This window comes from Leisingera sp. M527, assembly GCF_025141525.1.
Classification (GTDB): domain Bacteria; phylum Pseudomonadota; class Alphaproteobacteria; order Rhodobacterales; family Rhodobacteraceae; genus Leisingera.
Map to the genome: position 1 here is coordinate 1,865,391 of NZ_CP081037.1, position 23,471 is coordinate 1,888,861.

Genomic DNA, 23,471 nt, shown 5'->3' on the forward strand with positions numbered 1-23,471 from the left:
CGATGCGCACAAAAAAACCGGCAGGGCTGTCCCTGCCGGTTCTTGAATTCAAGCGTAAAACTGAACAGCCCGAATTGGCCCGGATCAGCCCTGTGCGGCTTTGGCGACTTCGGCTGCAAAGTCTTCTTTTTCGACTTCGATGCCTTCACCGACTTCAACGCGGGCAAAACCGGTGATGGTTGCGCCTGCTTCTTTGGCTGCGGCTTCAACAGTCAGGTCCGGGTTCACAACGAACTGCTGGTTCAGCAGGGTCGATTCCGCGACGAATTTCTTCATCCGGCCAACGATCATCTTTTCAATCACCTGCTCCGGCTTGCCGGATTCGCGGGCGATGTCCATCTGAACCTGCTTTTCCTTCTCAACCACAGCGGCGTCCATGTCTGCTTCGGACAGCGCGGCGGGGTTGGCAGCTGCAATGTGCATTGCAATCTGCTTGCCGATCGCGGCGTCGCCGCCGTTCATGGCAACCAGAACACCGATTTTGCCCATGCCTGCGGTGGCGGCGTTGTGCACATAGGACACAACGGTTTCGCCTTCCAGCGCGGCCATACGGCGGACCGACATGTTTTCGCCAATGGTGGCGATCTTGTCGGTGATGGTGTCAGCAACAGTTTTGCCGCCCATGTCAGCCGCTTTCAGCGCTTCGACGTCCGAAACACCCAGCGCAGCCTTGGCGATACCGCCGACCATTGCCTGGAATTCAGCGTTCTTGCCGACAAAGTCGGTTTCCGAGTTCACTTCGACGGCAACACCTTTGTTGCCTTCGACGATCACGGCAACCAGGCCTTCTGCGGCGGTACGGCCGGATTTCTTGGCAGCCTTGGCCAGGCCTTTGGTGCGCAGCCAGTCAACCGCGGCTTCCATGTCGCCGTTGTTTTCGACCAGGGCTTTCTTCGCGTCCATCATGCCTGCGCCGGTGGATTCGCGCAGTTCTTTCACCATAGCAGCAGTGATTGCCATCTTAGGCTCTCCTCAATTCAAAAACAGATTTGGGGCAGGTGATACCCTGCCCCGCATGTCAGTTCCGTGACGGGACGGATCAGGCGTCAGCAGCAGCGGCTTCTTCAGCCACGGCTTCTTCGGCCGGCGCTTCTTCGAGCGCGCCCAGGTCAACGCCTGCGGCACCCAGCTGAGCGGACATGCCGTCAAGTGCCGCACGGGCAACCAGGTCGCAGTACAGCGAGATGGCGCGCGATGCGTCGTCGTTGCCCGGAATGATGAAGTCCACGCCATCGGGGGAGCAGTTGGTGTCGACAATAGCCACAACCGGGATGCCCAGTTTCTTGGCTTCGGCGATGGCCAGCGCTTCTTTTTTCACGTCGATGACGAACAGCAGGTCCGGCACGCCGCCCATATCACGGATGCCGCCCAGAGACGCTTCAAGCTTCTCCTGGTCGCGTTCCATGCCCAGACGCTCTTTCTTGGTCAGGCCTTCGGCGCCGCCCGCCATTTTCTCGTCGATTTCCTTCAGGCGGTTGATCGACTGGGAAACGGTTTTCCAGTTGGTCAGAGTGCCGCCGAGCCAGCGGTGGTTCATGAAGTACTGAGCCGACTTTTCAGCCGCTTCGGCAATCGGGCCGGCTGCCTGGCGCTTGGTGCCGACGAACAGGACGCGGCCGCCTTTGGCAACGGTGTCACGGACAACCTGCAGCGCCTGGTCCAGCATCGGAACAGTCTGGGTCAGGTCCATGATGTGGATGCCGTTGCGCGAACCGTAGATGAACGGTGCCATGCGCGGGTTCCAGCGCTGGGTCTGGTGGCCGAAGTGAACGCCAGCTTCAAGCAGCTGACGCATGGTGAACTCAGGAAGAGCCATGCTAATATATCCTTTCCGGTTTCAATCCTCGGCGGGGGTTCAGAGCAAATGCTCCAACCGGGGGTCCGTCAGGGATGTCTCCCCTGATCAGGCCAAACCCCGCCTGCGGGTTCGTAGGCGGGCTCATAGAGCAGAAATTGTCAGCTGACAATAGCGGAACCGGAAGAAACCGGTTCCCGCCTGATTTTTCAACCCTTCAAAGCGCTCAGGTGGCCGTCTTTTACCAGTTGCCCTGCGGCCGCAGCCAGCGCTTTGCGGTCCGCAAAATCCGCAACCTTCAAGGGCTGGTGGTAAGTCAGCTCCACCTGGCCCTGCCGCGGGGCTGCCAGGATCTTAAGAAGATGCGGCCCGAAATCCATATCTCCCCACCAGCCATAGAACCGCGCCGGGGCGCCAATGGGCGCGCGGTAGCGCACCGAAACAGGCTGGATATGCAGATCTGTGCGCAGTTTCTCAGAAAAGAACGCAGCAAAGAGCGTTGTTTTAAATGGCAAAACCCGCAAACCATCGGTAGAGGTGCCTTCGGGAAAAAACAGCAGCTTATGGCCGGCCAGCAGGCGCTGTTCAAACATGTCGGCCTGTTCCCTGGCTTTCTTGGGATTGCGTTCGATAAAGACAGTACCAGTGGCCCGCGCAAGCCAGCCGATCCCCGGCCAATTGGCAACCTCCGCCTTGGAGACAAAGTAGATCCGCTTGCGCGCATTGAGGGCAAAAATGTCCAGCCAAGAGGCATGATTGGCCACCACGGCCCCATTTTGACGCATCAGCGTTCCGCGGGTTTTGAAGCGGATCCCCAGAATGCGAAAGGCATTGCGGCAGACAAACTGCGTGATGAACGGCGTGGCCGGCCGCTGCAGGCCAAAGACCGGCCGCTCGATCAGCCGCAGGGCCAGCAATACCAGCAGCCCGCCAAAAACCAGCACAGCCAGCGGCAACCCGCGCAGCAGCACCAGCAACCAGCCCAAGGCGCTGATCCGCAACGGATCCGGCGCCTCTTCACTTTGCCAGCTGACGCTCATCCCCGGTCCTTGCCTCCGGCATATATCCTGCGCTGGCGGTCGTTCATTTGCGCGGTGTCCAGGATCAGGCACACATCGGTGGTGTTGAAGGCCTGATCGACAAAGGCGCCGTCGCCGACATATCCGCCCAGCCGCAGATATGCTTTGATCAGCGCAGGGGTTTCCACCATCGCACGTTTGCGGTTCAGATCACCTGCGGGTACCAAGTTCATGGACTGAAACGCTTTTGACCGTACACGCAGCTCGGGCGGCGCCAGATGATTGTGGTGCAGCATGGCCAGCGGATTGGCCAGCGCAGCGGTATCAGTGCCGTGAAAACTTGCAACCCCGAAAAGAACCTCGATACCGTGGGTCTCCACATAGTCTGCCAGCCCGGACCAAAGGTGGAACATCGCCATGCCGCCGCGGTAATCCGCATGCAGGCAAGAGCGTCCCAGCTCCAGCAGCTTGCGGCCGGACGAGCGCAGCACGGTCAGGTCATATTCATCCTCGGAATAAAACTGCCCGGCTTTCGCGGCCTGGTCATCGCGCAGCAGCCGGTAGACACCGACGACCATGCCCCTAGTGTCATCTATAACCAGCATGTGGTCAAAGAACGGGTCGAACTTGTCCCGCTCCAGCCCCGCATCATGGTCCACCAGCGCACCGCCGCCGCCAAGCTCGCGCACAAATACGTTGTAACGCAGCGCCTGCGCGGCGCGCAGCTCTGCGTCTGTTTCTGCAATCTTGACGGAAAATTCCGGCGGGCTGTCTTGCATTCGATCACCTTTGCGTCGATCAGGCTTGAGCGCATCCCTGTATTAAGGCAAAGAACGCGCAGCATTTAAGGCGAATTAGATGGGGTTCGTTAACTCTTCATAAACCGTTATGGATCAAAGACGGGAATAAGGGAGACGCGCGCTCCGTCAATCACAAGCTTGCCTTGGTCGGGGAAATTAACGGTGATCTTGCCGCCCGCGTTCGACTGCACCTGCCCGATGCCCCATTCAGGGTGATCCGGGTGCCGGACGAACATGCCGGGGGCTAAAATTGCGTTGAGGTCATTCATTGGCGGGTGGCCCAGTTCGGAGGAAGTATAAGTTATGGGTGTAGATAACGCCAATCTGGCTGCATTGGTAGGGTCCCGGATCTGCCATGATCTGATCAGCCCTGTCGGTGCCATAAACAACGGTCTGGAACTGCTTGGAATGGCTGGCAGCATGTCCGGCCCCGAGCTGGAGCTGATCTCAGACAGCGTCGCAAATGCCAATGCCCGCATCCGTTTCTTCCGCATTGCCTTTGGCGCTGCCGGCGACCAGCAGATGGGCCGGGCCGAGTTGATTTCGGTGTTGGAGGACATCAGCAAGGGCGGCCGGATCAATTACCAATGGTCGCCCCTGGAGGGGTGCACCCGCAGCGAGGCGCGCCTGTCCCTGTTGGCGGCACTGTGCCTGGAATCCGCCCTGCCCTATGGCGGCACAGTTAAGATTTTCTGCGCCGGCGGCAAATGGACAGTAATGGGCGAAGGCCGCAAGCTGAGCGTGGATGATGAGCTGTGGGCGCGGGTCAGCGGCGGCAATTCAAATGCCGAGATCACGCCGGCGCTGGTGCAATTTGCGTTGCTCCCCGAGGCCGCCAAGGAAGCAGACCGCACCGTCCGGCTGGAGCAGAGCCTGGAAAAGATCACGCTGCAGTTCTAATCTGCAGCAATTTTCGCAAAGAAACGCCGGGCCAACCGCCCGGCGTTTTGCATTTGATACCGATTAGGCCCTGGTGGCTCCGTCGCCGCGCACCAGGTATTTGAAGCTGGTCAGCTGAGTGGCGCCGACCGGACCGCGCGCGTGCATCTTGCCGGTGGCGATCCCGATTTCCGCGCCCATGCCAAACTCTCCGCCGTCGGCAAACTGGGTCGAGGCATTTTGCATCAGGATCGCGCTGTCGAGTTCAGCAAAGAACTTCTGAACCGCAGCCTCATCCTCGGTGATGATGCAGTCGGTGTGCTGGGAATGATGCGTGCGGATGTGCTGGATTGCTTCATCAATATCCGCAACTTGTTTGGCTGCAATGATGGAATCCAGATATTCCTTGCCCCAGTCCTCGGAGCTGGCAGCAATCATACCACTCGGACCGGGAAGACCGGCCTCAGCGCGGATTTCCACGCCGGCGGATGCCAGGGCTTCCAACACTGCTTTACCCAGCGTTCCTGCGATGTCCTGATGGACAAGCAGGCATTCCACGGCGCCGCAGATGCCGGTGCGGCGGGTCTTGGCGTTCAGCACCACATCCAGCGCTTTTTGCGGGTCGGCGGATTTGTCGAGGTAAACATGCACGATGCCTTCAAGATGGGCAAAGACCGGCACCCGGGCCTCGCGCTGGACCAGACCCACCAGGCCCTTGCCGCCGCGGGGCACAATGACATCGACATAGTCTGTCATGGTCAGCAGTTCCTGCACCGCCGCCCGGTCACGGGTCGGCACCAGCTGCACGGCGTCTTCAGGCAGGCCCGCAGATCTCAGGCCTTCAGCCAGGCAGGCGTGGATCGCCTGAGAGGAATGGAAGCTTTCCGAACCGCCGCGCAGAATGACCGCGTTACCTGATTTCAGGCAGAGCGCGCCGGCATCCGCGGTCACATTCGGGCGGCTTTCATAGATTACCCCGATCACCCCCAGCGGCGTGCGGACGCGCTGGATCTTGAGGCCGGTGGGCTGTTCCCACTCTTCCATCACTTCACCAACCGGATCGCGCTGTTCTGCCACCGCGCGCAGACCGTCCACGATGCCCTGGATGCGGGGCTCGTCCAGCATCAGCCGGTCCATCATCGCGTCGGACAGGCCTTTGTTCCGGCCGAACTCCAGATCCTTGACGTTTTCAGCGATGATCTCAGCCCGGCGGGTCCAAACCGCCGTGGCTGCGCCGATCAAGGCGGCATGTTTGCGCTCGGCACTGGCCGTGGCCAGGATTTGCGCCGCTTGCTTTGCACGTTTGCCAAGCTCCGCCATCACGGCGGGAATGTTTTCATTGTCTTTCATGTGTCTCGCGCCCTTGCCGGTCCTTTTATGGCACATCGGGTGCCTGCCGGCTGGAATAGATTATCAGATGGTCTGCTCAAAGCGCCATATCATCGCGGTGGATCAATGCGGCGCGGCCAGGATAGCCTAGCGTGGCCTCGATCTCTTGCGATTGGCGCCCCTGGATGGCGCGGGCCTCGTCCGCTGTATAGCGTGACAGCCCCTGCCCCAGTTTGCGCCCGTCTGGGCTAAGGATGGCCAGCGGATCGCCGCGGCCAAAGTCACCCTCCACATGACGCACACCTGCGGGCAGCAGGCTGTTACCTGACATCAGCGCGCGTGCAGCACCGTCGTCGATGGTCAGAACTCCGCGCGTTTTCATCGCGCTGATCCAGCGTTTTCGTGCGGTTTGCGGGTCGCCCTGTCCGGTGAACCAGGTGCACGATGCGCCATCTTCAAGTGTTTTCAAAGGGTTAAGTGGCGAACCTTCAGTGATTACCATGGCGCAGCCGGCTGCAGTGGCCATCTTAGCCGCCAGCAGTTTGGTGATCATCCCGCCTTTGGACAGGCCAGAGACGCCGTCGCCGGCCATCGCCTCAATCTCCGGTGTGATCTCGTCAATCCGGTCATAGCGTTCCGCTTTGGGATCCAGTGCCGGGTTTGCGCTGTAGAAACCGTCAACATCGGACAGCAGGATCAAGGCATCGGCGCCAACTGTCACCGCCACCTGTGCCGCCAGCCGGTCATTGTCGCCATAGCGGATTTCGTCTGTGGCGATGGTGTCGTTCTCGTTGACGATCGGCACCGCGCCCATCCCCAAAAGCGTTTCCAAAGTGGCGCGTGAATTCAGGTAGCGGCGGCGGTTTTCGCTGTCTTCCAGCGTTACCAGCACCTGCGCCGTAGTGATCCGGTGCGGCGCCAGTGCCTCCTCATAAGCGCGGGCCAGACGGATCTGGCCAACTGCTGCTGCGGCTTGGGATTGTTCCAGCGGCAGGTCCGCGCGCGGCAGGCCCAGCACACCCCGCCCCAAGGCAATCGAGCCGGAGGAGACCAGCACCACGTCGGTGCCGCCGGCCTTCAGCCAGGCGACATCATTGGCCAAGGAATGCAGCCAGCCTGCACGCAGCTCACCGGTTTTCCGGTCGACCAGCAGCGCCGAGCCGATCTTGACGACAATCCGTTTCGCCGACTTCAGGGCCGCCAAGGCGCTTCCTCCTCGACGGGTTTCATGCGGACGCGGTCATCGTCGATTTCTGCCCGGACCGCGCGCAGCACCTCGTTCAGACCTTCGCGGCTGACGCCGGACATCATCATGACTGGACCGCCAACTGCGGCCTCCAATGCGGCGCGTTTTTCGTCGCGCTCCTCCGGGTCGATCGCATCCACCTTATTCAGCGCAGTGATCCGGGTTTTGGTGGCCAGAACGCCGCCATAGGCTTCCAGCTCGCCGATGATGGTCTGGTAATCCTCAACCACTGTGTCGGAGGTGCCGTCCACCAGATGCAGCAGCACCGCGCAACGCTCCACATGGCCCAGGAAGCGGTCGCCGATCCCTTTGCCTTCGTGCGCGCCTTCGATCAGGCCGGGGATATCGGCCACGACAAATTCGGTATTGTCGATGCCGACCACGCCGAGGTTCGGATGCAATGTGGTAAAGGGGTAATCCGCGATCTTGGGGCGCGCGTTGGAGGTTGCCGACAGGAAGGTCGATTTGCCCGCGTTGGGCAGGCCAAGCAGACCTGCGTCGGCAATCAGTTTGAGGCGCAGCCAGATGGTGCGCTCTACGCATTCCTGGCCCGGATTGGCCCGGCGCGGCGCCTGGTTGGTGGCCGATTTGAAGTGCAGGTTGCCAAATCCGCCATTGCCGCCCTTGGCCAGCAGCACCCGCTGACCGACTTCGGTGAGATCCGCCAGAACGGTTTCCTGGTCTTCGTCCAGGATCTCGGTCCCCACGGGGACGCGCAGAATAATGTCGTCGCCATCCTTGCCGGTGCGCTGCCGGCCCATGCCGGACTGGCCGTTTTTGGCAAAGAAATGCTGCTGATAACGGAAATCGATCAGGGTGTTCAGCCCGTCGGTCACCTCGGCCCAGACCGAACCGCCCTTGCCGCCATCGCCCCCGTCCGGCCCGCCGTATTCGATATACTTTTCGCGCCGGAAGCTGACACAGCCGTTCCCGCCGGCGCCCGAGCGGATATAGACCTTTGTCAGATCGAGGAATTTCATGACAGCTCCTTAATGCGGCGGGATCCTGTGCCCGCCCGCGCAGTACACGTGTCCCGCCAAAGCCCCAGGGACCTGGCGGGAATGTTTCGTTTGCCTTACCGCAAAGCGCGCGCCGCGCCAATCACAGTTTTCGGCTGTAGGTCCAGGTCGGGACAGAGGCATCGCGGGCCACCGAATAGCTTTCGGCGTCGCCAAGGTAATCAAAGCCGCAATGGATCAGCACCCGGGCCGAGGCCGGGTTGTCCTGAAACACCGAAGCAAACATCGCTGCGTTGCTTTGCGGATTTGCATCCACCAATGCCTTTACCGCGGCAGAGGCAAGCCCGGTATTCCAAAACGGCGGTGCCGTCCAATAGGACACTTCCGACTGGTTGCGGTCCATCCGCTTGAGGCCGATCACGCCTTTCAGCTCGGCGTCGCCTTCGGCGGTGCCATCTATCACCCAGACATCCTCGTCCCGCTCTTCGGCCATGGCGCGGGCGACAAAGGCCTCGGCGGCGCCGGGTGGCAGCGGATGCGGGACCGAGCGGGTCATGCGGGCAACGCGCGCATCGCTGACGTAATGTTCAATCAGCCCGGCATCGGATTTTCGCAGCGGCCGCAAAATAAACCGTTCTGTTTCGATGGCCTGCTGACACACGATATGTTCCAAGTTCATGGACGTGCTCCTCCTCTGCCTGTGTACTTCTGGCGGCAATTGTCATTGTTGTTGCGGCGATGCTTTTCAGATGTGTTCGCCCTGCCCCTGGAGCAAGCCCCAAGGTCTTCAATTCGCGCAAAACTACTTGTTGGTCCGGCGTGAACACCGAACTGCAGCGGCACAAAATCGAGGGGGCTGGAAACAGCAGGAAAACTCATCATGAACTCGCAGACGCAAAAAAGAAAAGGGGGACCGGTCTTATAACCGATCCCCCTAAAGATTTCTTTACCCTTCGGGTCGGTTTACTCAGCGGCCTCCGCCACCGGGAGAACCGATACAAAGGTGCGGTTTTTCAGGCCTTTGCGGAAGGTGACAGCACCTTCGGCGGTGGCAAACAAAGTGTGATCCTTGCCAATGCCTACGTTTTCGCCCGGCCAGAATTTGGTGCCGCGCTGACGCACGATGATATTGCCTGCGATGGCCGCCTGGCCACCGAAAAGTTTCACGCCAAGACGGCGGCCCGCGGAGTCGCGGCCGTTACGTGAGGAACCGCCAGCTTTTTTATGTGCCATTCTCTCTCTCCTTAGCCTTTAGCCAGATCTTTGGCTTGCTCAACCCACTCGGGCTTCACTTTGACCGCTTCGATACCAGCAATGTCGTCTTCGGACAAGGCTGCGATCTGGGCAAAGGTGGTCAGGCCTGCTTCGTTCAGCTTTTTGACGGCAGCAGGGCCAACGCCGGTCAGCTGGGCCAAATCGTCCGAACCAGCAGCAGGTGCAGCTTTGGCAGCGGCTTTCGGAGCAGCTTTGGTTGCGCCCGATGCCAGGATCTCGGTGATCCGGACCAGGGTCAGCTTCTGACGGTGGCCTTTGGTGCGCTTGGAGGAGTGCTTCCGGCGGCGCTTCACGAAGTTGATCAGCTTTTCGCCTTTGATCTGGTCGATCACTTCTGCCTTTACGGCAGCGCCATCTACCAGCGGAGCGCCAACAACAGGTGCGTCGCCGCCAAGCATCAGAATTTCGTCGAACTGGATGGTGTCGCCAGCGTCTGCAGCAAGTTTCTCAATGCGGAGGATATCGCCCGCTTGAACCTTGTACTGCTTGCCGCCGGTCTTGAGGACCGCAAACATGTGCGTCTTTCCTTTTATACCCGCGTCCTACGGCCCCCTTGCGGGTGTTTCGGCAAATGCCGCCTCGAACAGCGCGCCCGTGTCATGGGCGTATTACAAATGAATCCCGGCGCACGGAGGCCGGGCCGGGATGCGGGCTTATGGTTCGGAATGCATCAGGTGTCAACCGTTTTCCACACCCTGCGCCAACAGCCTGTGCAGGATCAGATATCCTGCCCGGGTGTCAGCTCTGCCATCCGGTGCGCTAGTTCTTCAAAGCGGTTGGCTGTGATCTCATATTGCACAGCGTTGAGCAACTCATAAACCCGTTGCATGGGCGCCTCTTCCAGGGCCATGACATAGGCCTCGACTTCTGCATCGCTGAATTCCTGATAGGTATAGGCCGAGGCGGCCAGGCTGGAGGCCTGCAGGCTGAGGCGCAGTTCGCCCTCCTGCGCCTTCATCAGAGCCCGCAAGCCGTCGGCGTCCAGCTCCAGCTTGATCACCCCGGCAGCGGCGGCGGCCATAAGGAAGCGGAACTGGATCTGCTGCAGCGCCTTTACGCCTGCCTCTGCGGCATCAATTGCGGTTCCCATCCGCTGGTACATTGCGACACGTGTGCTGCCGTCCTTGACCATATCCGCGATAATGCGGTTGCCTGCCAATTGCTTTACCGTGTCATCTTCGACCTTATGCGAGGCGTTTTCCGCCCGCACCAGGCGCTGCCCCAGATCGCTGGCATAAAAGGCCGCCGCGTGATCCAGGGCTTCATCGTCCAGCGTGCTTTCGAGGATCTCCAGCGCCAGGCTGCGCATTTCAGCGGTATCAAAAACGTCCCCGGACAATTCGGTCCATTGGCTGCCAAAGGCGCCTGCATCCAGCCCCAGCATGTCCGGTGCGCTGGAGGCGGACAAGGCAATGCTGTCGAGCGCGACGTCAAAGCCGGTCACTTCCAGAAACGCCTCAACCCTCTCACGGTCTGCGGCCAGGCCGGTCTGCGGCACTCCCGCGGCAGCCAAACACAGCAAAGTCAGGATACGTAAAAGCACAGCGGGGGTTTTGAGCGGCATCTGCATAAAGCAAATTTAGGCAAAAACCTTTGGCTGGCAACGGCAAACCGGCTTTTTTTGCCACGGCCGCATTTCCCGCTTGCACGCGCCCGGAATCAACCTTAAACGCTGCCCCACCAGACCCCCGCGGAGAGGTGCCGGAGTGGTCGAACGGGGCGGTCTCGAAAACCGTTGAGCCTTCACGGGTTCCCAGGGTTCGAATCCCTGTCTCTCCGCCATTTTCCCCTTGATATCGATAGATAATTATCCGACCCGCCCGGATGGGATGGCCTCGGTGGTATTGGTCTATCTCGGCATAGTTTAACGACTTTTCGCCCTGTCAGCTGTGCTGGCTATGCCAGGATGCCCTCGCCCATGCCGCCGGAGGCGACCATTCGGATGTCCCAAAAAGACGAAGCCCCGCCAGGCTGGGCGGGGCTCGTAGCCGTGGGTGGTTTTCGCTTCGTCCAACAGTTGAACGCTGCCGGGATCGCGCCAACCAAATGAAGTGCGCGACATAAGCTGTTGATAAACGAAAAAGGCCGGACACTTCTGCCCGGCCTCTTGTTCAGTCTGACTGCACGGATCAGGCGCGGCGGCGGCGGCCGCCGGCGCGGCCGCCACGGCCACGGCCTTCTTCGCCTTCTTTGGCAGGCTCTTTGTTAAACTTGATCCAGTCGCCGCCATGCGGGTCGTTGTTGGTCAGGAAGTTGGCAGCGCGAATGGCCTCCATTTCCTTGCCGGCGCGCGGCATGGTGGAGCCAAGGCCGAACATCTGAACAAAGGCTTCATCTTCCATGCCCTCGGGCAGGACGATGCCGGCGGCTTCAACTTCCGCCCTTTTCTCGGCGATCTTCTTCTGCGTGATGGGCAGAGCCACCGGGTTCATAATCGCCGAGGTCATGCCCGCACCCATTGCCATCGGCAGGAAGGCGTTGTTGATGCCGTGACGGTTCGGCAGGCCAAAGGAGATGTTGGACGCACCGCAAGTGGTGTTCACGCCCAGCTCTTCGCGCAGACGGCGGACCAGGGCAAACACCTGCAGGCCGGCAGTCGCCATTGCACCAACCGGCATCACCAGCGGGTCAACCACGATGTCATGTGCGGGAATGCCGAAATCGGCAGCGCGCTCAACGATCTTTTTGGCGACGGCGAAACGCACATCGGGGTCTTCCGAGATGCCGGTGTCGTCGTTGGAGATCGCCACGACCGGCACATTGTATTTTTTGACCAGCGGCAGGATCTGCTCCAGGCGCTCTTCTTCGCCGGTGACCGAGTTCAGCAGCGGACGGCCTTCGCAGACTTCCAGGCCGGCTTCCAGCGCGCCCGGCACCGAAGAGTCGATGCACAGCGGCACATCGACCAGCCCCTGCACCAGCTCGACGATCTTCTTCATCAGCGGCGGCTCGGTCTCGTTCGGGTTCGGGTTTGAGTTATAGACCACACCCGCGTTGATATCGAGCACGGTGGCACCGGCCAGAACCTGTGCCACGGCGTCTTTTTCAACGGTGGAGAAGTCGCCGGCTTCCAGCTCGGCTGCCAGTTTCTTGCGGCCGGTCGGGTTGATGCGCTCACCGATCACACAGAACGGCTCGTCAAAGCCCAGGACCGCGGTTTTTGTTTTTGATTCTACGACTGTACGGGTCATTTTCGATCCTTAGGGTCTTAGGAGTTAACCGGCTTGGCGGAATCGCCGCCGTTGTTGATCGCCCAGGTGGCATTGGTCTTGATGCCGCCCAGCGGGAAGAAGTGGACCTTCTCGATTGCGAAATCGGGGTTGGCCGCCTTATGTGCTGCCAGACCCGCCAGAACCTCGCCCGGCTCATGCGGCAGCAGCAGCTTGGAGACGTCCTTGGCGCGTTTCTGCAGCACTTTGAGCGAAGGGCCGACACCGCAGGCGATTGCAAATTTGATCATGGTCTGCAGCTTGGCCGGGCCGGCGATGCCGATATGAACCGGCAGGTTCATGCCGCGGTCGCTCAGCTCGTTCACCCAGTCGATCACCGGCTGCGCCTCAAAGCAGAACTGGGTTGCCAGCGCCATCTCAGCGTCAGTGCGCTTGGAGAATTCCTGTTTCCAGTCCAGCGCCGCATAGGTGTTGGCACGGCCGCCCTTGGGGTCGATGTCCAGGTTCGGCTCGGGGTGGCCGGCAACGTGCAGGTTGGTAAAGCCCGCGTCGTCGAACAGGCCGGTTTCCAGCAGCTGCATCGAGCTGTCGAAATCGCCATGCGGCTTGGCTACGCCGCCGGCCAGGATCAGGCCCTGCTTGACGCCGGCTTCGCCCTGGTAGCGGTTGATCCAGTCGCCCAGCGTGGCCTTGTCCTTGATGATACGCGCCGGGAAGTGCGGCATCACATCATAGCCTTCACCGGCGATGCGCTTGGCAGTGTCGACCATGTCCTCGATCGGGGTGCCTTCGATATGCGCGACATAGACACGGGTGCCGGCGGGCAGCAGATCGCGGAAATCATCGACCTTGGCGGCGGTGCGCGGCATCACTTCGATGGAATAGCCTTTCAGGAAGGCTTCCATTTCGGGGGTGGCAGTCTGGCCAGCACCAGAATCGCGTTTCTTAAAGTTCAGCAAAGCCATCACGGCCTCCCATAGTGGTGTCAGGCTCACGCCCATCCGTCATTTGCAATCAGGGTCTTCAAGCGGTCCTGATCGTATTCTGTTTCCAAGCGGACTGCCTCGGCTTCGGCAACATCGGCCGCTTCGCCTTCGGCGGCATAAGGCGCGGCCTTGCGCCACTCGGCAAGATAGGCATCCGCGTCCTTGGCGTTCACCTTCATGGCCGCGCGGTCGATGGCCTGCTCGAACCGTTCTTCGAGCTGGCGTTTGGCGCCGCGGCGGCCTTTGCCAACGATGACTTGCGCGGGGATATCGCGCCAGTATACGATCGTAACGTCGGGCATGCCTAATTTCCTCCTAGCCTGGATAGACCACGTTCTAGAGCGGCGGCCGCCCGCACGTTGGTCGATTTTCGACAACACGATGGGATTGAGCGACGTTTTGCTGCCGGGACACTAGCTTTGTGCCGTTTCGAATGCCACAGGGGTTTCCCGCCAAAATATTCATGTGGATTATGAGATATCCTCGAAGCTGCGGAAATTGCTTCGCTTCCGCCGTCTGGCGCTTGCGCCGCTGCACCGGCGCCCCTATTGTTGTCGTTAACACGATAATCGGAGGGCGTGAATCATGGCGCCCAGGCGCTCGAAAGGTGCGGGCGCGTTTCCCAAAGCGGTCGAAACCCCTGCACCGGCCCGGCCCGATCCTGATGCGCTTTATGCTGCGCTGGATCTGGGTACAAATAGCTGCCGCATGCTGATCGCCCAGCCCAAGGGCAGCGGCATTCATGTGGTCGACAGTTTCTCCAAGTCGGTGCAGCTCGGCGCCGGGCTGGAGCGGACCGGACGATTGTCGCGGTCCTCGATGGCGCGCACCATCCAGGCGCTGCGGATCTGCCAGCAGAAATTGAAACGCAACAGGGTCCGGCGGATGCGGCTGGTGGCAACCGAGGCCTGCCGCCGGGCAAAAAACGCGCGCGAGTTCATCCGCCAGGTGAAGCGGGAAACCGGTCTGACGCTGGAAATCATCCAGCCGGAAGAGGAAGCGCGTCTGGCGGTGATTTCCTGCGCGCCGCTGGTCTCTACCAAAACGGATCAGTTGCTGGTGGTCGATATCGGCGGCGGCTCGACCGAACTGGTGTGGATCGACATCTCATCAGTCCCGCGGCGCGACCGCCCCTCTGCGATCATGCGGCTTCATAACGGGTTCCATACCACCGAAAGCCCGTTTCCCGCGGCCAAGGTGGTGGATTGGATTTCCGTGCCGCTGGGGGTTGCCACATTGCGGGACCAGTTCAACGATGTCGAAGACGACGCGGCACGTTTTGCGCTGATGAGCTGGTTTTTCGAGGAAAACCTGGCTGATTTTGCGCCCTATAAGAACGAACAGACCCGTACCGGGTTTCAGATTGTCGGCACATCGGGCACGGTTACAACTGTGGCAGCGTCGCATTTGGGGCTGAAACGCTATGACCGGACCAAGGTGGACGGGCTGCGGATGACCAGCGATCAGATTGACAAAGTGATCCGGGGGTATCTAGAACTCGGGCCTCTGGGCCGCCGCCGCGATCCCCGCATCGGCGAGGACCGCCAGGCGCTGATCATGTCCGGGTCTGCAATCCTGCAGGCATTGCTGCGCTGCTGGCCGACCGACCGGCTGTCGGTTGCGGATCGCGGCCTGCGCGAAGGGCTGCTTTATGCACAGATGAGCGCGGATGGCGTTCTGGAGGACGGCCCTTACTAGGCGGGGCCGGAAAAAATGGATATTTCCGGGCCGGAATTTTTACAGAATTCCGCGCACCGGCGCAAATGGTGACGATGATGGCAAAGACGCCGACAGGTAAGAACACATCCGGACGCGGTCAGCGCGATCTGAAGGTCAAGGTGAAATCCGCGCGCGGGCGCAAGCTCAGCTCGACGCTTTGGCTGCAGCGGCAGTTGAATGACCCCTATGTCAAACGGGCCCAGGCCGAAGGCTATCGCGGGCGCGCAGCCTATAAGATCATGGAAGTGGACGACAAATACCGCTTTCTGGTGCCCGGTGCACGGATCGTCGATCTGGGCTGTGCGCCCGGCGGCTGGGCGCAGGTGGCGGTGAAGCGCATCAATGCTTTGGGCGAGAAACAGGGCAAGGCGGTGGGCCGCATTATCGGCGTGGACCTGCAGGAAGTTGAATCGCTGGCTGGCGCCGAGTTCCATCAGCTTGATTTCATGGAGGACGGCGCCGACGACAAGGTCAAGGAATGGCTGGGCGGCAAGGCTGACGTGGTGATGTCGGATATGGCCGCCGCCAGTTCCGGCCACAAGCAGACAGACCATATGCGGATCATCTCGCTGTGTGAAACCGCCGCTTACTTTGCCTTTGACGTTCTGGAGGAAGGCGGCACCTTTGTGGCCAAGGTTCTGGCAGGTGGCGCCGAAGGCGAGTTGCAGAAGCTGTTGAAGCAGAAGTTCACCAAAGTGGCAAACATGAAGCCGCCCTCCTCCCGGTCGGACAGCTCTGAGAAATTTGTGGTGGCAACCGGGTTCCGGGGCTAAGGCCCCGTCAGACCCGGCGGCTGTGCGGTGCGGTCAGCGACCGCGTCGCCAGATCGCGCAGCAGGATAGCCTCATCACCCTCGCCGTCAGCCAGCCGGGACACCCGCAGCTTGCGGCTGACATGGCTGGCCATTTCACGCTGGCGCATCAGTTCAAACAGGCGCATGTGGCGCAGTTTGTTTTGCAGTTTTGTCATGATGGCCCCCTTCTGGATCCGCTTCTTCCTGAAGATCTAAAAGGTGATTGGGCCGCTAGATGGGCTCAAATGAGGCAGGACTGCCTTATTGTTGAAGAAATGGAAACAGTTGCTGAAAACCTGCAGCTTTCATGACCGGCCCATCCCGTTGGCGATCTCGATCAGCGCGCCGTTGAATTCCGCCCCCAGGATCAGGATAGCTGAATTCAGATAGAGGAAGATCATTGCGGCCATGGCGCCCGCAAGCCCTGCGTATGTGGCCGAGTATTGCGCAAATGAGCCGACGTAAAACGCAAAGCCGCTGCCGCAGGCCAGCCACAGCAGAAGGGTCAGGATTGCGCCCGGCAGGATCCGCCGCAAGCGGTGCACCCGGCCAGGCAGCAGCACATGGAACGCCAGCACCGCGCCAGTGGGAAGAGCCAGCGCCAGAATGCCCCTCAAGCCCTTTTCCCAGCCTTTTGGAACACTGTCGAAGGGCAGCAATTGCGCGATGTGCCTGACATAGAGCGGCAGTAGCACCTCAAACACGGTAACGGCCAGGATACCCGCCCCGCCTAGAACGACCAGCCCGATGCACAGCGCCCTCGACCGCCAAAACGGTCTTGTGTCCGTATCATGATAAGCCTGCACCATGGCGGTGCGGACGGCATCGACGCCATTTGATGCAAAATAAAGCGCAAACAGGCCGCCCAGAGTGACAAGCTGGGTATTTGATGTCTGCAGCACCGCTTTCAGTTCGGTCAGGATCGGCCGTGCCACCGCGTCCGGCCAAACGCTGAACACTTGTTCCGTCAGGGTTTCCATGGCGACGTCCTGCGACAGCAAACCGGCAACAGTCCCCGCCAGCGCCACAGTAAACAGAACAAACGGAAACAGCGCCAGCATCATCGACATGGCGATATGGCTGCTCATCACCCAGCCGTTTTTCCGGTTGAAGCGGCGGGCGGCGTCTAGCAAGGCTGCAGGCCAGCAGCGTAATGGCGGCAGGATTGGCATAGGCGTAAGGTTCCACAACCATTAGGAAATTGCCAGCGGCAAAGAACAAACACACTGATTTCCGCTTGCCGCAGCCCGGCCAAGTGTAGCAGGCACCGCCTTTCAGTATTAATTTGAAATCAAACCGCTATCTTAGGATCTCCAGATGTTTTGGATTGTTCTTAGCACCACGGCTATTGCCGCAACCTGGGCCGCTGCCGGATTTGCAGCCCTTCGTGCAGCCCGCACCGCGCGCACACCTCAAGGGGCCATTGGCTGGACCGTCTTCCTGCTGGCTGCGCCGATAGCCGCCCTGCCTGCCTACATGATCTTTGGCCACCACCGGTTCAAAGGGTACTGGACGGCTCGCCACGCTGCAGAACAGGCGGTTGCTGCGACGCGGACCTATACCAGCGCCCAATCCGGAGAGGCGCAGCAACTGCCGGTAAACACAGCGCCCTTTGAGGCCATTGCCGGCATGAACGTCTGCCACGGAAACGGATTGAAACTTTTGACTGATGGCGAATACACATTTAACGCCATCTTCGAAGCGATTGATAACGCGCAGGAATATATCCTTGTTCAATACTACATTCTGCGTGCGGACGGTGTCGGCAAACAGCTTCAGGCCAAGTTGATCGAGGCCGCACAGCGCGGTGTGACGGTTTGGTTCATGACAGACAGTATCGGCAGCCGGAAGCTGCCCCGCAGCTTTGCAGGCGCGCTGGAGGAGGCCGGTGTGAACATGGTTGATCCCGCGGTTCAACGGCCGCCTTGGCACCGGCTTCGGATCAATTTCCGCAACCACCGGAAAACCGTTATTGTGGATGGGCGGACCGGATTTACCGGCGGGCTGAATGCCGGCGAGGAATACATGGGGCTGGATCCTGTTATGGGTCCCTGGCGGGATACCCATGTGCGGCTCACCGGACCGGTTGTTCAGCAGCTGCAGCTTTCTTTTGCCGAGGATTGGCACTGGCGCACGCAAGAGCCGGTCCTGGATCTGCTGAACTGGGACGCTGAACCGTCACCGCAAGACCGGCCCGGCTTGATTGCTTCGACCGGCCCCGGCGATAGCATCGGCAACGGGTCCATGCTGTTTTTCTCGGCAATCACCGCTGCACAGGAAAAAGTTTGGCTGGCCTCCCCGTATCTGGTTCCGGATCAGGAGGTGCTTGCTGCCTTGAAACATGCCGCGTTGCGCGGGCTGGATGTCCGGATCCTTTTGCCGGAATCCATTGACCACCACCTGCCTTGGCTTGCGGGCTTTGCATTTTTTGATGAACTGCGGGAGGCAGGTGTTCATATCCTGCGCTACCGGGGCGGCTTCATGCATCAGAAATGTTTTGTTATTGATGACCGGATATCGGGTGTGGGCACGGCAAACCTCGACTACCGGTCATTCCGGCTGAATTTTGAAACTATGGCCTTGTTTTTCGACCCTCGGTCCGCGCGCGAAATCTCTGAAATGCTGGCCAGTGATTTCCAGCGTTCTACCGCGCTTACACAGCCGCTGGACCGGCAGGCATTGCGCATTCGATTGCTGGCTCCCGTGGCGCGGCTGCTGGCGCCTGTGCTTTAATTCCTTGCCCTATGTGTTTCTCCGTTCAAGGAAAACAGCCGCCCCATTGCGCTAACCAGAAAGGCCGTGCTGATACCAAAGCCGAATAACCCGGTGACTGCAGCAAAGGCGGCAAAAATCCGCAACGCCGGCCCTAGTACAACGTCGCCGTAGCCAAGCGTGGTATAAGTCGCCAGAGAGAAATAGACTGATGTGTTCCAGTCGCCGATCGCACCGACCAGGACAAAAGCAGCGGACCAGATCCAGACCTGAGCCGTATGACTGCCCAGAATTATGAAAATCGCCACCACCAGCATAATGCCGATCTGCCAGGGCCTGAAGGGTTTGGCAAAGCCCGCCGACATCCTGTTCAGCACGGCGGAACACAAAACCAAAACAGAGATTTCGAGGATCAGGCAGACACTCAGATAGACTGAGCCCCACAGCAACTGGTTCCATAGCGTCATCTTGGCTCTCCCGTCGGTGTAGGGCTGTGTTGGGGCTTTTCAGCAGCTTAGAAAGGTACTCCGCAACGCTTAACCATAAGAAAGCCGGATGGGCCAGCCTTTGTGCCGCACTGGACTTCTTCCTGGCGGAGGTATTGAGTGCCGTTGCAGGCATTGAAGACCAAAGCGCAGGAGGGTACCGCAGGATGGTTTTGAAGATCCGCAATGTTATCAAAACCTATCCGGGACAAACGCCGGAAAACGCTGTCTTGCGCGGGGTGTCTTTGGATTTGGCGGCTGGCAGCAGCCTGGCGCTGACGGGTGACAGCGGCTCCGGTAAAAGCACATTGCTGCACTTAGCCGGGGCATTGGATCGTTTTGACAGCGGCGAAATTGAAGTTGCCGGCACCCCGCTTTCAAACCTCAGAGACCGGCAGCGCGCCGCGTTGCGGCGAAAAGAAGTTTCTCTTGTTTTCCAGCAGTTTAATTTAATACCTTCACTCAGTATTTGGCAGAATATCGCGTTGCATGCGCGGTTGGGAAACCGGTGGGACCCTGATTGGGGGCAAGTGCTGGCGGACCGTCTTGGCCTGGCCGGTTTACTCGATCGCTATCCAGAGCAGCTCTCGGGCGGGCAGCAACAGCGGGTTGCCATTGGCCGTGCCCTGGCCTTGCGTCCCAAATTGCTGCTGGCGGATGAGCCGACCGGGAACCTGGATGAAACCGCCAGCGCGGCGGTGATGGACCTGATGCTGGAACTGGTCCGGGAGAGCGGCGCGGCCCTGTTTCTGGTCACGCATTCCGCAGCCATTGCCAGGATGCTGGACCAGCGCCTGCATTTGCAGCTTGGCCAGGCCGCATGATCCGCTCCGCGCTGAGTGCCATCCTGTCGCACTGGCGCCGGCATCCTCTGCAACTGGCAACGCTGATGGCCGGGCTGGCCCTGGCAACGGGGCTTTGGTCTGCAGTTCAGGCAATCAACGGCGAAGCCCGCGCCAGTTACGCACGCGCCGCCGAGCAGCTAGGCACAACAGCTGCGGACCGGCTGGCGCCGGAAGACGGCGCAATCCCGCTGCAGCAATACGCAAGCCTGCGCCGGTCGGGCTGGCAGCTGACCCCTGTTCTGGAAGGAACTGTCAGGTTCAAGCGGCAAAGCTTTGATATCATGGGCATTGATCTGTTAAGCCATCCGCTGGTTCCGGCCCTGGCCGAGGCGGCAGAGCAGGATGACACACCTGCACTGGATGCGTTGCTGCCGCCGGGCCGGTTTTTTGCACACCCGGAAACCGCGCAGGTGCTTTCTGCCGCGCAAAGTGAACACCCGGTCACCCAAACGGACAGGTTGCCGCGCGGTGTGCTGATCGCCGATATCAGTTTGGCCAGTCGGCTGCTGCGCCAGCCGGACAGTCTCAGCTACCTGATTATTCTGCCGGATCAATTGTCCGGCCTGACACCCCTGCAGCAACTTGCCCCGGGCCTGACCCGCATTCCAGCCCGGAACGCAGCGGCAGATACGGCGCGGCTTACCGACAGTTTTCACCTCAACCTGACAGCCTTTGGTTTGTTGTCCTTTGCTGTTGGGCTATTCATTGTTCAAGGGACCATCGGCCTCAGCCTGGAGCAGCGCCGCAGCATGATCCGGACCTTGCGCGGGCTGGGCGTTCCGATGCGGGTACTGGTTGCCCTGTTTTCAGCCGAGCTTGCGGTTGTTGCGCTGATTTCCGGGATTGCGGGGCTGGCCGGAGGCTATCTGGTGGCTGCAGCACTGCTGCCGGATGTTCAGGCCACGCTGTCCGGGCTCTACGGCGCCTCGGTGGACGGCGCCCTCAGCTTGCGTCTTGAGTGGGTTTTGTCCGGGCTGGCAATGGCCTGCGGCGGCACGTTCCTGGCCGGGGCGCAGGCGCTTTATGCCTTATGGCGGATGCCCCTGCTGGCCGCACCCGCAACCCAGGCTCGCGGGCAGCAGGCAAGCAAGTCACACCTGGCGGCGGCGATTGCAGGTGCTGTCTGTTTGCTTTCTGGAATTGTGGTCATCCTTATCTTTCAAGGACTTATTGCAGGGTTTATCTTTCTGTCCGGGCTTATGCTGGGGGCTGCACTGATGCTGCCGCTGCTGATCTCCGCTGGCCTGCGGATCGGGGCGCGGCTGTGCACACGTCCATTTGCCGAATGGCTGTGGGCCGACACCCGGGCGCAATTGCCGGGGATGTCACTTGCCCTGATGGCGCTGCTTTTAGCGTTGGCGACGAATATTGGCGTCGGAACAATGGTTTCCAGCTTCAGGCTCACCTTTACCGGTTGGCTGGACCAACGCCTGTCGGCTGAAGTTTACGTGACCACGACAAGCGATGAACAAGGAGCGAAGCTGACGCTGTGGCTGGAGGAGCGGGGCATAACCGTGCTGCCGTTCCGGCGCAGTGACATCCGCTACAAGGGGGCTCCGCTGCGGATATACGGCATTGCGGATGATGAGACCTACCGGCAGAATTGGCCGCTGCTGGAGGCGTTGCCGGAGGTCTGGGACCGTGTCGCCGCTGGAGAAGCCTTGCTGGTCAATGAACAATTTGCCCGCCGTCATGACCTTAGCCCCGGGCATTCTTTGGCTCTGGCACCGGACTGGGAGCTGACAATTACCGGAATCTACTCCGACTATGGCAATCCGAATGGGCAGGTGATCGTCTCCCTTGCCGCACTGCTGGCCCGCGCACCGGATATTCCCAACCGGCAGTTCGGGCTGCGGCTGCCTGCTGATGATGTGCCGGAGCTGATCAGCTCCATTCGTGAAGCATTTGAAATACCGCGGGAAAACATCGTTGATCAGGCGGGCATCAAGGCCCGCTCTCTGGGCGTCTTTGACCGGACCTTCACCATCACTTCCGCGCTGAACCTGCTGACCCTGGGAGTGGCCGGATTTGCCATGCTGACCAGCCTTCTTACCCTGTGGAGCCAGCGATTGCCGCAACTTGCACCGGTTTGGGCGATGGGTCTTAGCCGTCGTCAGCTGGCCGGTGCCGAAATCCTGCGCAGCCTGCTGCTGGCCGCGATCACCGCGGTTCTGGCCTTGCCGCTGGGCTTGGCTTTGGCCTGGGCGCTGCTTTCCGTCATCAATGTTGAGGCGTTTGGCTGGAAGCTGCCGATGTATCTGTTTCCAGGCGACTGGCTGCGGCTTATCCTGCTGGCCCTGCTGGCCGCGGTGGTGGCAGCCGCCCTGCCCGCGCTCCGTCTCAGCCGCCTGGATCCTGCGGAACTGCTCAAGGTGTTTGCCAATGAACGTTAGACCCATTTTCACGTTCCTCCTGGCTGGCTGGGCCACTGCAGCCCTGCCGCAGGGTTATGCCGGGCTTGGTACTGAGGCCGAGGGGTTTGCGGTACCAGAGCTTGGCCGCCAGCTGTCTTTTCCGCAGGATCACGGCGCCCATCCGGATTTCCGCATTGAGTGGTGGTACTTAACCGCCAACCTGACAGACGCCGGCGGCAAGGACTATGGCATTCAGTGGACCTTGTTCCGGTCCGCCTTGGCTCCGGGAGAGGCCGAGGGCTGGCAAAGTCCGCAAGTCTGGATGGCCCATGCGGCCGTGACAACGCCGGACCAGCACCTGTTCGCCGAACGCCTTGCCCGCGGCGGCGTGGGCCAGGCTGGGGTTTTGGCTGATCCTTTCGACGCCTGGATCGGGAATTGGCAGATGCGCTCCACAGGAGAGGCAATTGAAAAGATAGAGATAACGGCCTCAGGCCAAGAGTTTTCCTATGACTTGCAGCTCAGCGCTGATGGTCCGCTGGTGCTGCATGGAGAGGATGGTTATTCCGTGAAGTCCGCCAGCGGCCAAGCGAGCTATTATTATTCTCAACCGCATTATCAGGTGTCCGGAACGCTGGACCTGCCCGGCGGCCCGGTTGACGTCACAGGGCATGGCTGGCTGGACCGGGAATGGTCAAGCCAGCCGCTGGCAGAGGATCAAAGCGGCTGGGACTGGTTCTCGCTCAGCTTTGACAGCGGCGACAAGCTGATGGCGTTTGTTCTGCGTGGCGGGAGCGGTGATTTCACCTCAGGCACATGGATATCCGCAGACGGCAGTGTGGAAACATTGTCGCCTGGCGCCTTTCACGCCGAGGCGCTGGCTGCCAGCGATGTCCACGGCCGGCAGATCCCCACCCGCTGGCGTGCAAACCTGCCGGAGAAAGGCGTTTCCGTTGAGGTTCAAGCACTTAATCCGCAAAGCTGGATGGGAACCTCGTTTTCATATTGGGAAGGACCGGTGTCGGTCAGCGGCAGCCACTCCGGCAAAGGCTACCTTGAGATGACCGGCTACGAGTAAGGGCGCCCGCAGGCGCCCATAGTGTTT

General features: G+C 60.4%; 25 protein-coding genes and 1 tRNA gene. 8 read left to right on the plus strand and 18 right to left on the minus strand.

The features are described 5' to 3' along the window. Positions 1 to 84: 84 nt before the first annotated feature. From tsf to K3555_RS09380, 5 genes are all read right to left on the minus strand, one after another. The gene (gene tsf, locus K3555_RS09360) at positions 85 to 960 is read right to left on the minus strand and encodes a translation elongation factor Ts (protein WP_259992119.1); all 876 of its coding nucleotides are present in this window, start codon (positions 958 to 960) and stop codon (positions 85 to 87) included. A gap of 79 nt (positions 961 to 1,039) precedes the next feature. Beyond that, entirely contained in the window at positions 1,040 to 1,816 is a 777-nt protein-coding gene (gene rpsB / locus K3555_RS09365; protein WP_259992121.1) for a 30S ribosomal protein S2, read from the minus strand. Between the two features lie 188 nt (positions 1,817 to 2,004). Then, positions 2,005 to 2,835 (minus strand): 1-acyl-sn-glycerol-3-phosphate acyltransferase, encoded by an 831-nt coding sequence (locus K3555_RS09370; RefSeq protein ID WP_260008269.1) that lies wholly within the window; start codon positions 2,833 to 2,835, stop codon positions 2,005 to 2,007. Next, positions 2,832 to 3,593, minus strand: coding sequence for a GNAT family N-acetyltransferase (locus K3555_RS09375; protein WP_260008270.1), 762 nt, complete (start codon positions 3,591 to 3,593; stop codon positions 2,832 to 2,834). Before K3555_RS09375 ends, K3555_RS09370 begins: the two co-directional genes overlap by 4 nt. 107 nt (positions 3,594 to 3,700) lie before the next feature. Continuing rightward, a complete protein-coding gene (locus K3555_RS09380) occupies positions 3,701 to 3,883 on the minus strand; it encodes a DUF3553 domain-containing protein (RefSeq protein WP_259992127.1) in 183 nt (60 codons plus the stop codon). 34 nt (positions 3,884 to 3,917) lie between these two features. On the opposite strand from K3555_RS09380, the gene K3555_RS09385 reads away from it, so the two are divergent. Beyond that, the gene (locus tag K3555_RS09385; protein ID WP_260008271.1) at positions 3,918 to 4,514 is read left to right on the plus strand and encodes a histidine phosphotransferase family protein; all 597 of its coding nucleotides are present in this window, start codon (positions 3,918 to 3,920) and stop codon (positions 4,512 to 4,514) included. 63 nt (positions 4,515 to 4,577) lie between these two features. Here K3555_RS09385 and K3555_RS09390 read toward each other — a convergent pair whose 3' ends face one another. The 7 genes from K3555_RS09390 to K3555_RS09420 all read right to left on the minus strand — a co-directional run bounded on the left by K3555_RS09390 (position 4,578) and on the right by K3555_RS09420 (position 10,872). Further along, positions 4,578 to 5,843, minus strand: coding sequence for a glutamate-5-semialdehyde dehydrogenase (locus K3555_RS09390; protein WP_260008272.1), 1,266 nt, complete (start codon positions 5,841 to 5,843; stop codon positions 4,578 to 4,580). 76 nt (positions 5,844 to 5,919) lie between these two features. Continuing rightward, a complete protein-coding gene (gene proB, locus K3555_RS09395; RefSeq protein ID WP_259999076.1) occupies positions 5,920 to 7,026 on the minus strand; it encodes a glutamate 5-kinase in 1,107 nt (368 codons plus the stop codon). Then, positions 7,014 to 8,048 (minus strand): GTPase ObgE, encoded by a 1,035-nt coding sequence (gene obgE, locus K3555_RS09400; protein ID WP_259999078.1) that lies wholly within the window; start codon positions 8,046 to 8,048, stop codon positions 7,014 to 7,016. The genes proB and obgE overlap by 13 nt, the downstream gene beginning before the upstream one ends. A gap of 121 nt (positions 8,049 to 8,169) precedes the next feature. Continuing rightward, the gene (locus K3555_RS09405; RefSeq protein WP_259992137.1) at positions 8,170 to 8,706 is read right to left on the minus strand and encodes a GNAT family N-acetyltransferase; all 537 of its coding nucleotides are present in this window, start codon (positions 8,704 to 8,706) and stop codon (positions 8,170 to 8,172) included. 284 nt (positions 8,707 to 8,990) lie between these two features. Continuing rightward, on the minus strand, positions 8,991 to 9,260 hold the full coding sequence (rpmA, locus tag K3555_RS09410) for a 50S ribosomal protein L27 (protein WP_027258993.1): 270 nt from the start codon (positions 9,258 to 9,260) through the stop codon (positions 8,991 to 8,993). 11 nt (positions 9,261 to 9,271) lie between these two features. Continuing rightward, positions 9,272 to 9,817 carry a 50S ribosomal protein L21 gene (gene rplU, locus K3555_RS09415; protein WP_259992140.1) on the minus strand — a complete coding sequence of 182 codons (546 nt, stop codon included), beginning with the start codon at positions 9,815 to 9,817 and terminating at the stop codon, positions 9,272 to 9,274. Positions 9,818 to 10,020: 203 nt separating this feature from the next. After that, positions 10,021 to 10,872 carry a DUF2059 domain-containing protein gene (locus K3555_RS09420; protein ID WP_260008273.1) on the minus strand — a complete coding sequence of 284 codons (852 nt, stop codon included), beginning with the start codon at positions 10,870 to 10,872 and terminating at the stop codon, positions 10,021 to 10,023. A gap of 122 nt (positions 10,873 to 10,994) precedes the next feature. Between K3555_RS09420 and K3555_RS09425 the strand changes: the two genes are divergently transcribed. Beyond that, positions 10,995 to 11,084, plus strand: a tRNA-Ser gene (locus tag K3555_RS09425). A gap of 347 nt (positions 11,085 to 11,431) precedes the next feature. Here K3555_RS09425 and K3555_RS09430 read toward each other — a convergent pair. Genes K3555_RS09430 through K3555_RS09440 form a run of 3 tightly spaced genes read right to left on the minus strand, consistent with a single transcriptional unit; the run spans position 11,432 to position 13,760 of the window. Further along, positions 11,432 to 12,493, minus strand: a complete 1,062-nt coding sequence (locus K3555_RS09430) for a methyltetrahydrofolate cobalamin methyltransferase (RefSeq protein ID WP_259999082.1) — start codon at positions 12,491 to 12,493, stop codon at positions 11,432 to 11,434. Between the two features lie 17 nt (positions 12,494 to 12,510). Further along, complete coding sequence (locus tag K3555_RS09435) at positions 12,511 to 13,437, minus strand: methylenetetrahydrofolate reductase (RefSeq protein ID WP_260008274.1); 927 nt, start codon at positions 13,435 to 13,437, stop codon at positions 12,511 to 12,513. A gap of 26 nt (positions 13,438 to 13,463) precedes the next feature. After that, entirely contained in the window at positions 13,464 to 13,760 is a 297-nt protein-coding gene (locus K3555_RS09440; protein WP_259992146.1) for a virulence factor, read from the minus strand. 283 nt (positions 13,761 to 14,043) lie between these two features. On the opposite strand from K3555_RS09440, the gene K3555_RS09445 reads away from it, so the two are divergent. Together K3555_RS09445 and K3555_RS09450 are read left to right on the plus strand one after the other, a co-directional pair. Then, positions 14,044 to 15,156 carry a Ppx/GppA phosphatase family protein gene (locus tag K3555_RS09445; protein ID WP_259992148.1) on the plus strand — a complete coding sequence of 371 codons (1,113 nt, stop codon included), beginning with the start codon at positions 14,044 to 14,046 and terminating at the stop codon, positions 15,154 to 15,156. A gap of 77 nt (positions 15,157 to 15,233) precedes the next feature. After that, the gene (locus K3555_RS09450) at positions 15,234 to 15,950 is read left to right on the plus strand and encodes an RlmE family RNA methyltransferase (protein WP_259992610.1); all 717 of its coding nucleotides are present in this window, start codon (positions 15,234 to 15,236) and stop codon (positions 15,948 to 15,950) included. 7 nt (positions 15,951 to 15,957) lie between these two features. Here the strand turns inward: K3555_RS09450 and K3555_RS09455 are convergent, their stop codons facing one another. Both K3555_RS09455 and K3555_RS09460 read right to left on the minus strand, forming a co-directional pair. Next, entirely contained in the window at positions 15,958 to 16,146 is a 189-nt protein-coding gene (locus K3555_RS09455) for a hypothetical protein (protein WP_259992150.1), read from the minus strand. Positions 16,147 to 16,275: 129 nt separating this feature from the next. Beyond that, positions 16,276 to 17,142, minus strand: a complete 867-nt coding sequence (locus tag K3555_RS09460) for a YihY/virulence factor BrkB family protein (RefSeq protein WP_409201681.1) — start codon at positions 17,140 to 17,142, stop codon at positions 16,276 to 16,278. Positions 17,143 to 17,287: 145 nt separating this feature from the next. Between K3555_RS09460 and cls the strand changes: the two genes are divergently transcribed. Beyond that, the gene (gene cls, locus K3555_RS09465) at positions 17,288 to 18,703 is read left to right on the plus strand and encodes a cardiolipin synthase (protein WP_260008276.1); all 1,416 of its coding nucleotides are present in this window, start codon (positions 17,288 to 17,290) and stop codon (positions 18,701 to 18,703) included. Here cls and K3555_RS09470 read toward each other — a convergent pair. Further along, the gene (locus tag K3555_RS09470; RefSeq protein ID WP_260008277.1) at positions 18,700 to 19,149 is read right to left on the minus strand and encodes a potassium channel family protein; all 450 of its coding nucleotides are present in this window, start codon (positions 19,147 to 19,149) and stop codon (positions 18,700 to 18,702) included. The genes cls and K3555_RS09470 overlap by 4 nt on opposite strands. Positions 19,150 to 19,334: 185 nt before the next feature. Between K3555_RS09470 and K3555_RS09475 the strand changes: the two genes are divergently transcribed. The 3 genes from K3555_RS09475 to K3555_RS09485 are packed head-to-tail and all read left to right on the plus strand — an operon-like array spanning position 19,335 to position 23,444. Beyond that, a complete protein-coding gene (locus K3555_RS09475; protein ID WP_260008278.1) occupies positions 19,335 to 19,991 on the plus strand; it encodes an ABC transporter ATP-binding protein in 657 nt (218 codons plus the stop codon). Next, positions 19,988 to 22,405, plus strand: a complete 2,418-nt coding sequence (locus tag K3555_RS09480; RefSeq protein WP_260008279.1) for an FtsX-like permease family protein — start codon at positions 19,988 to 19,990, stop codon at positions 22,403 to 22,405. The genes K3555_RS09475 and K3555_RS09480 overlap by 4 nt, the downstream gene beginning before the upstream one ends. Then, the gene (locus K3555_RS09485; RefSeq protein ID WP_260008280.1) at positions 22,395 to 23,444 is read left to right on the plus strand and encodes a lipocalin-like domain-containing protein; all 1,050 of its coding nucleotides are present in this window, start codon (positions 22,395 to 22,397) and stop codon (positions 23,442 to 23,444) included. The genes K3555_RS09480 and K3555_RS09485 overlap by 11 nt, the downstream gene beginning before the upstream one ends. Positions 23,445 to 23,471 lie beyond the last annotated feature (27 nt).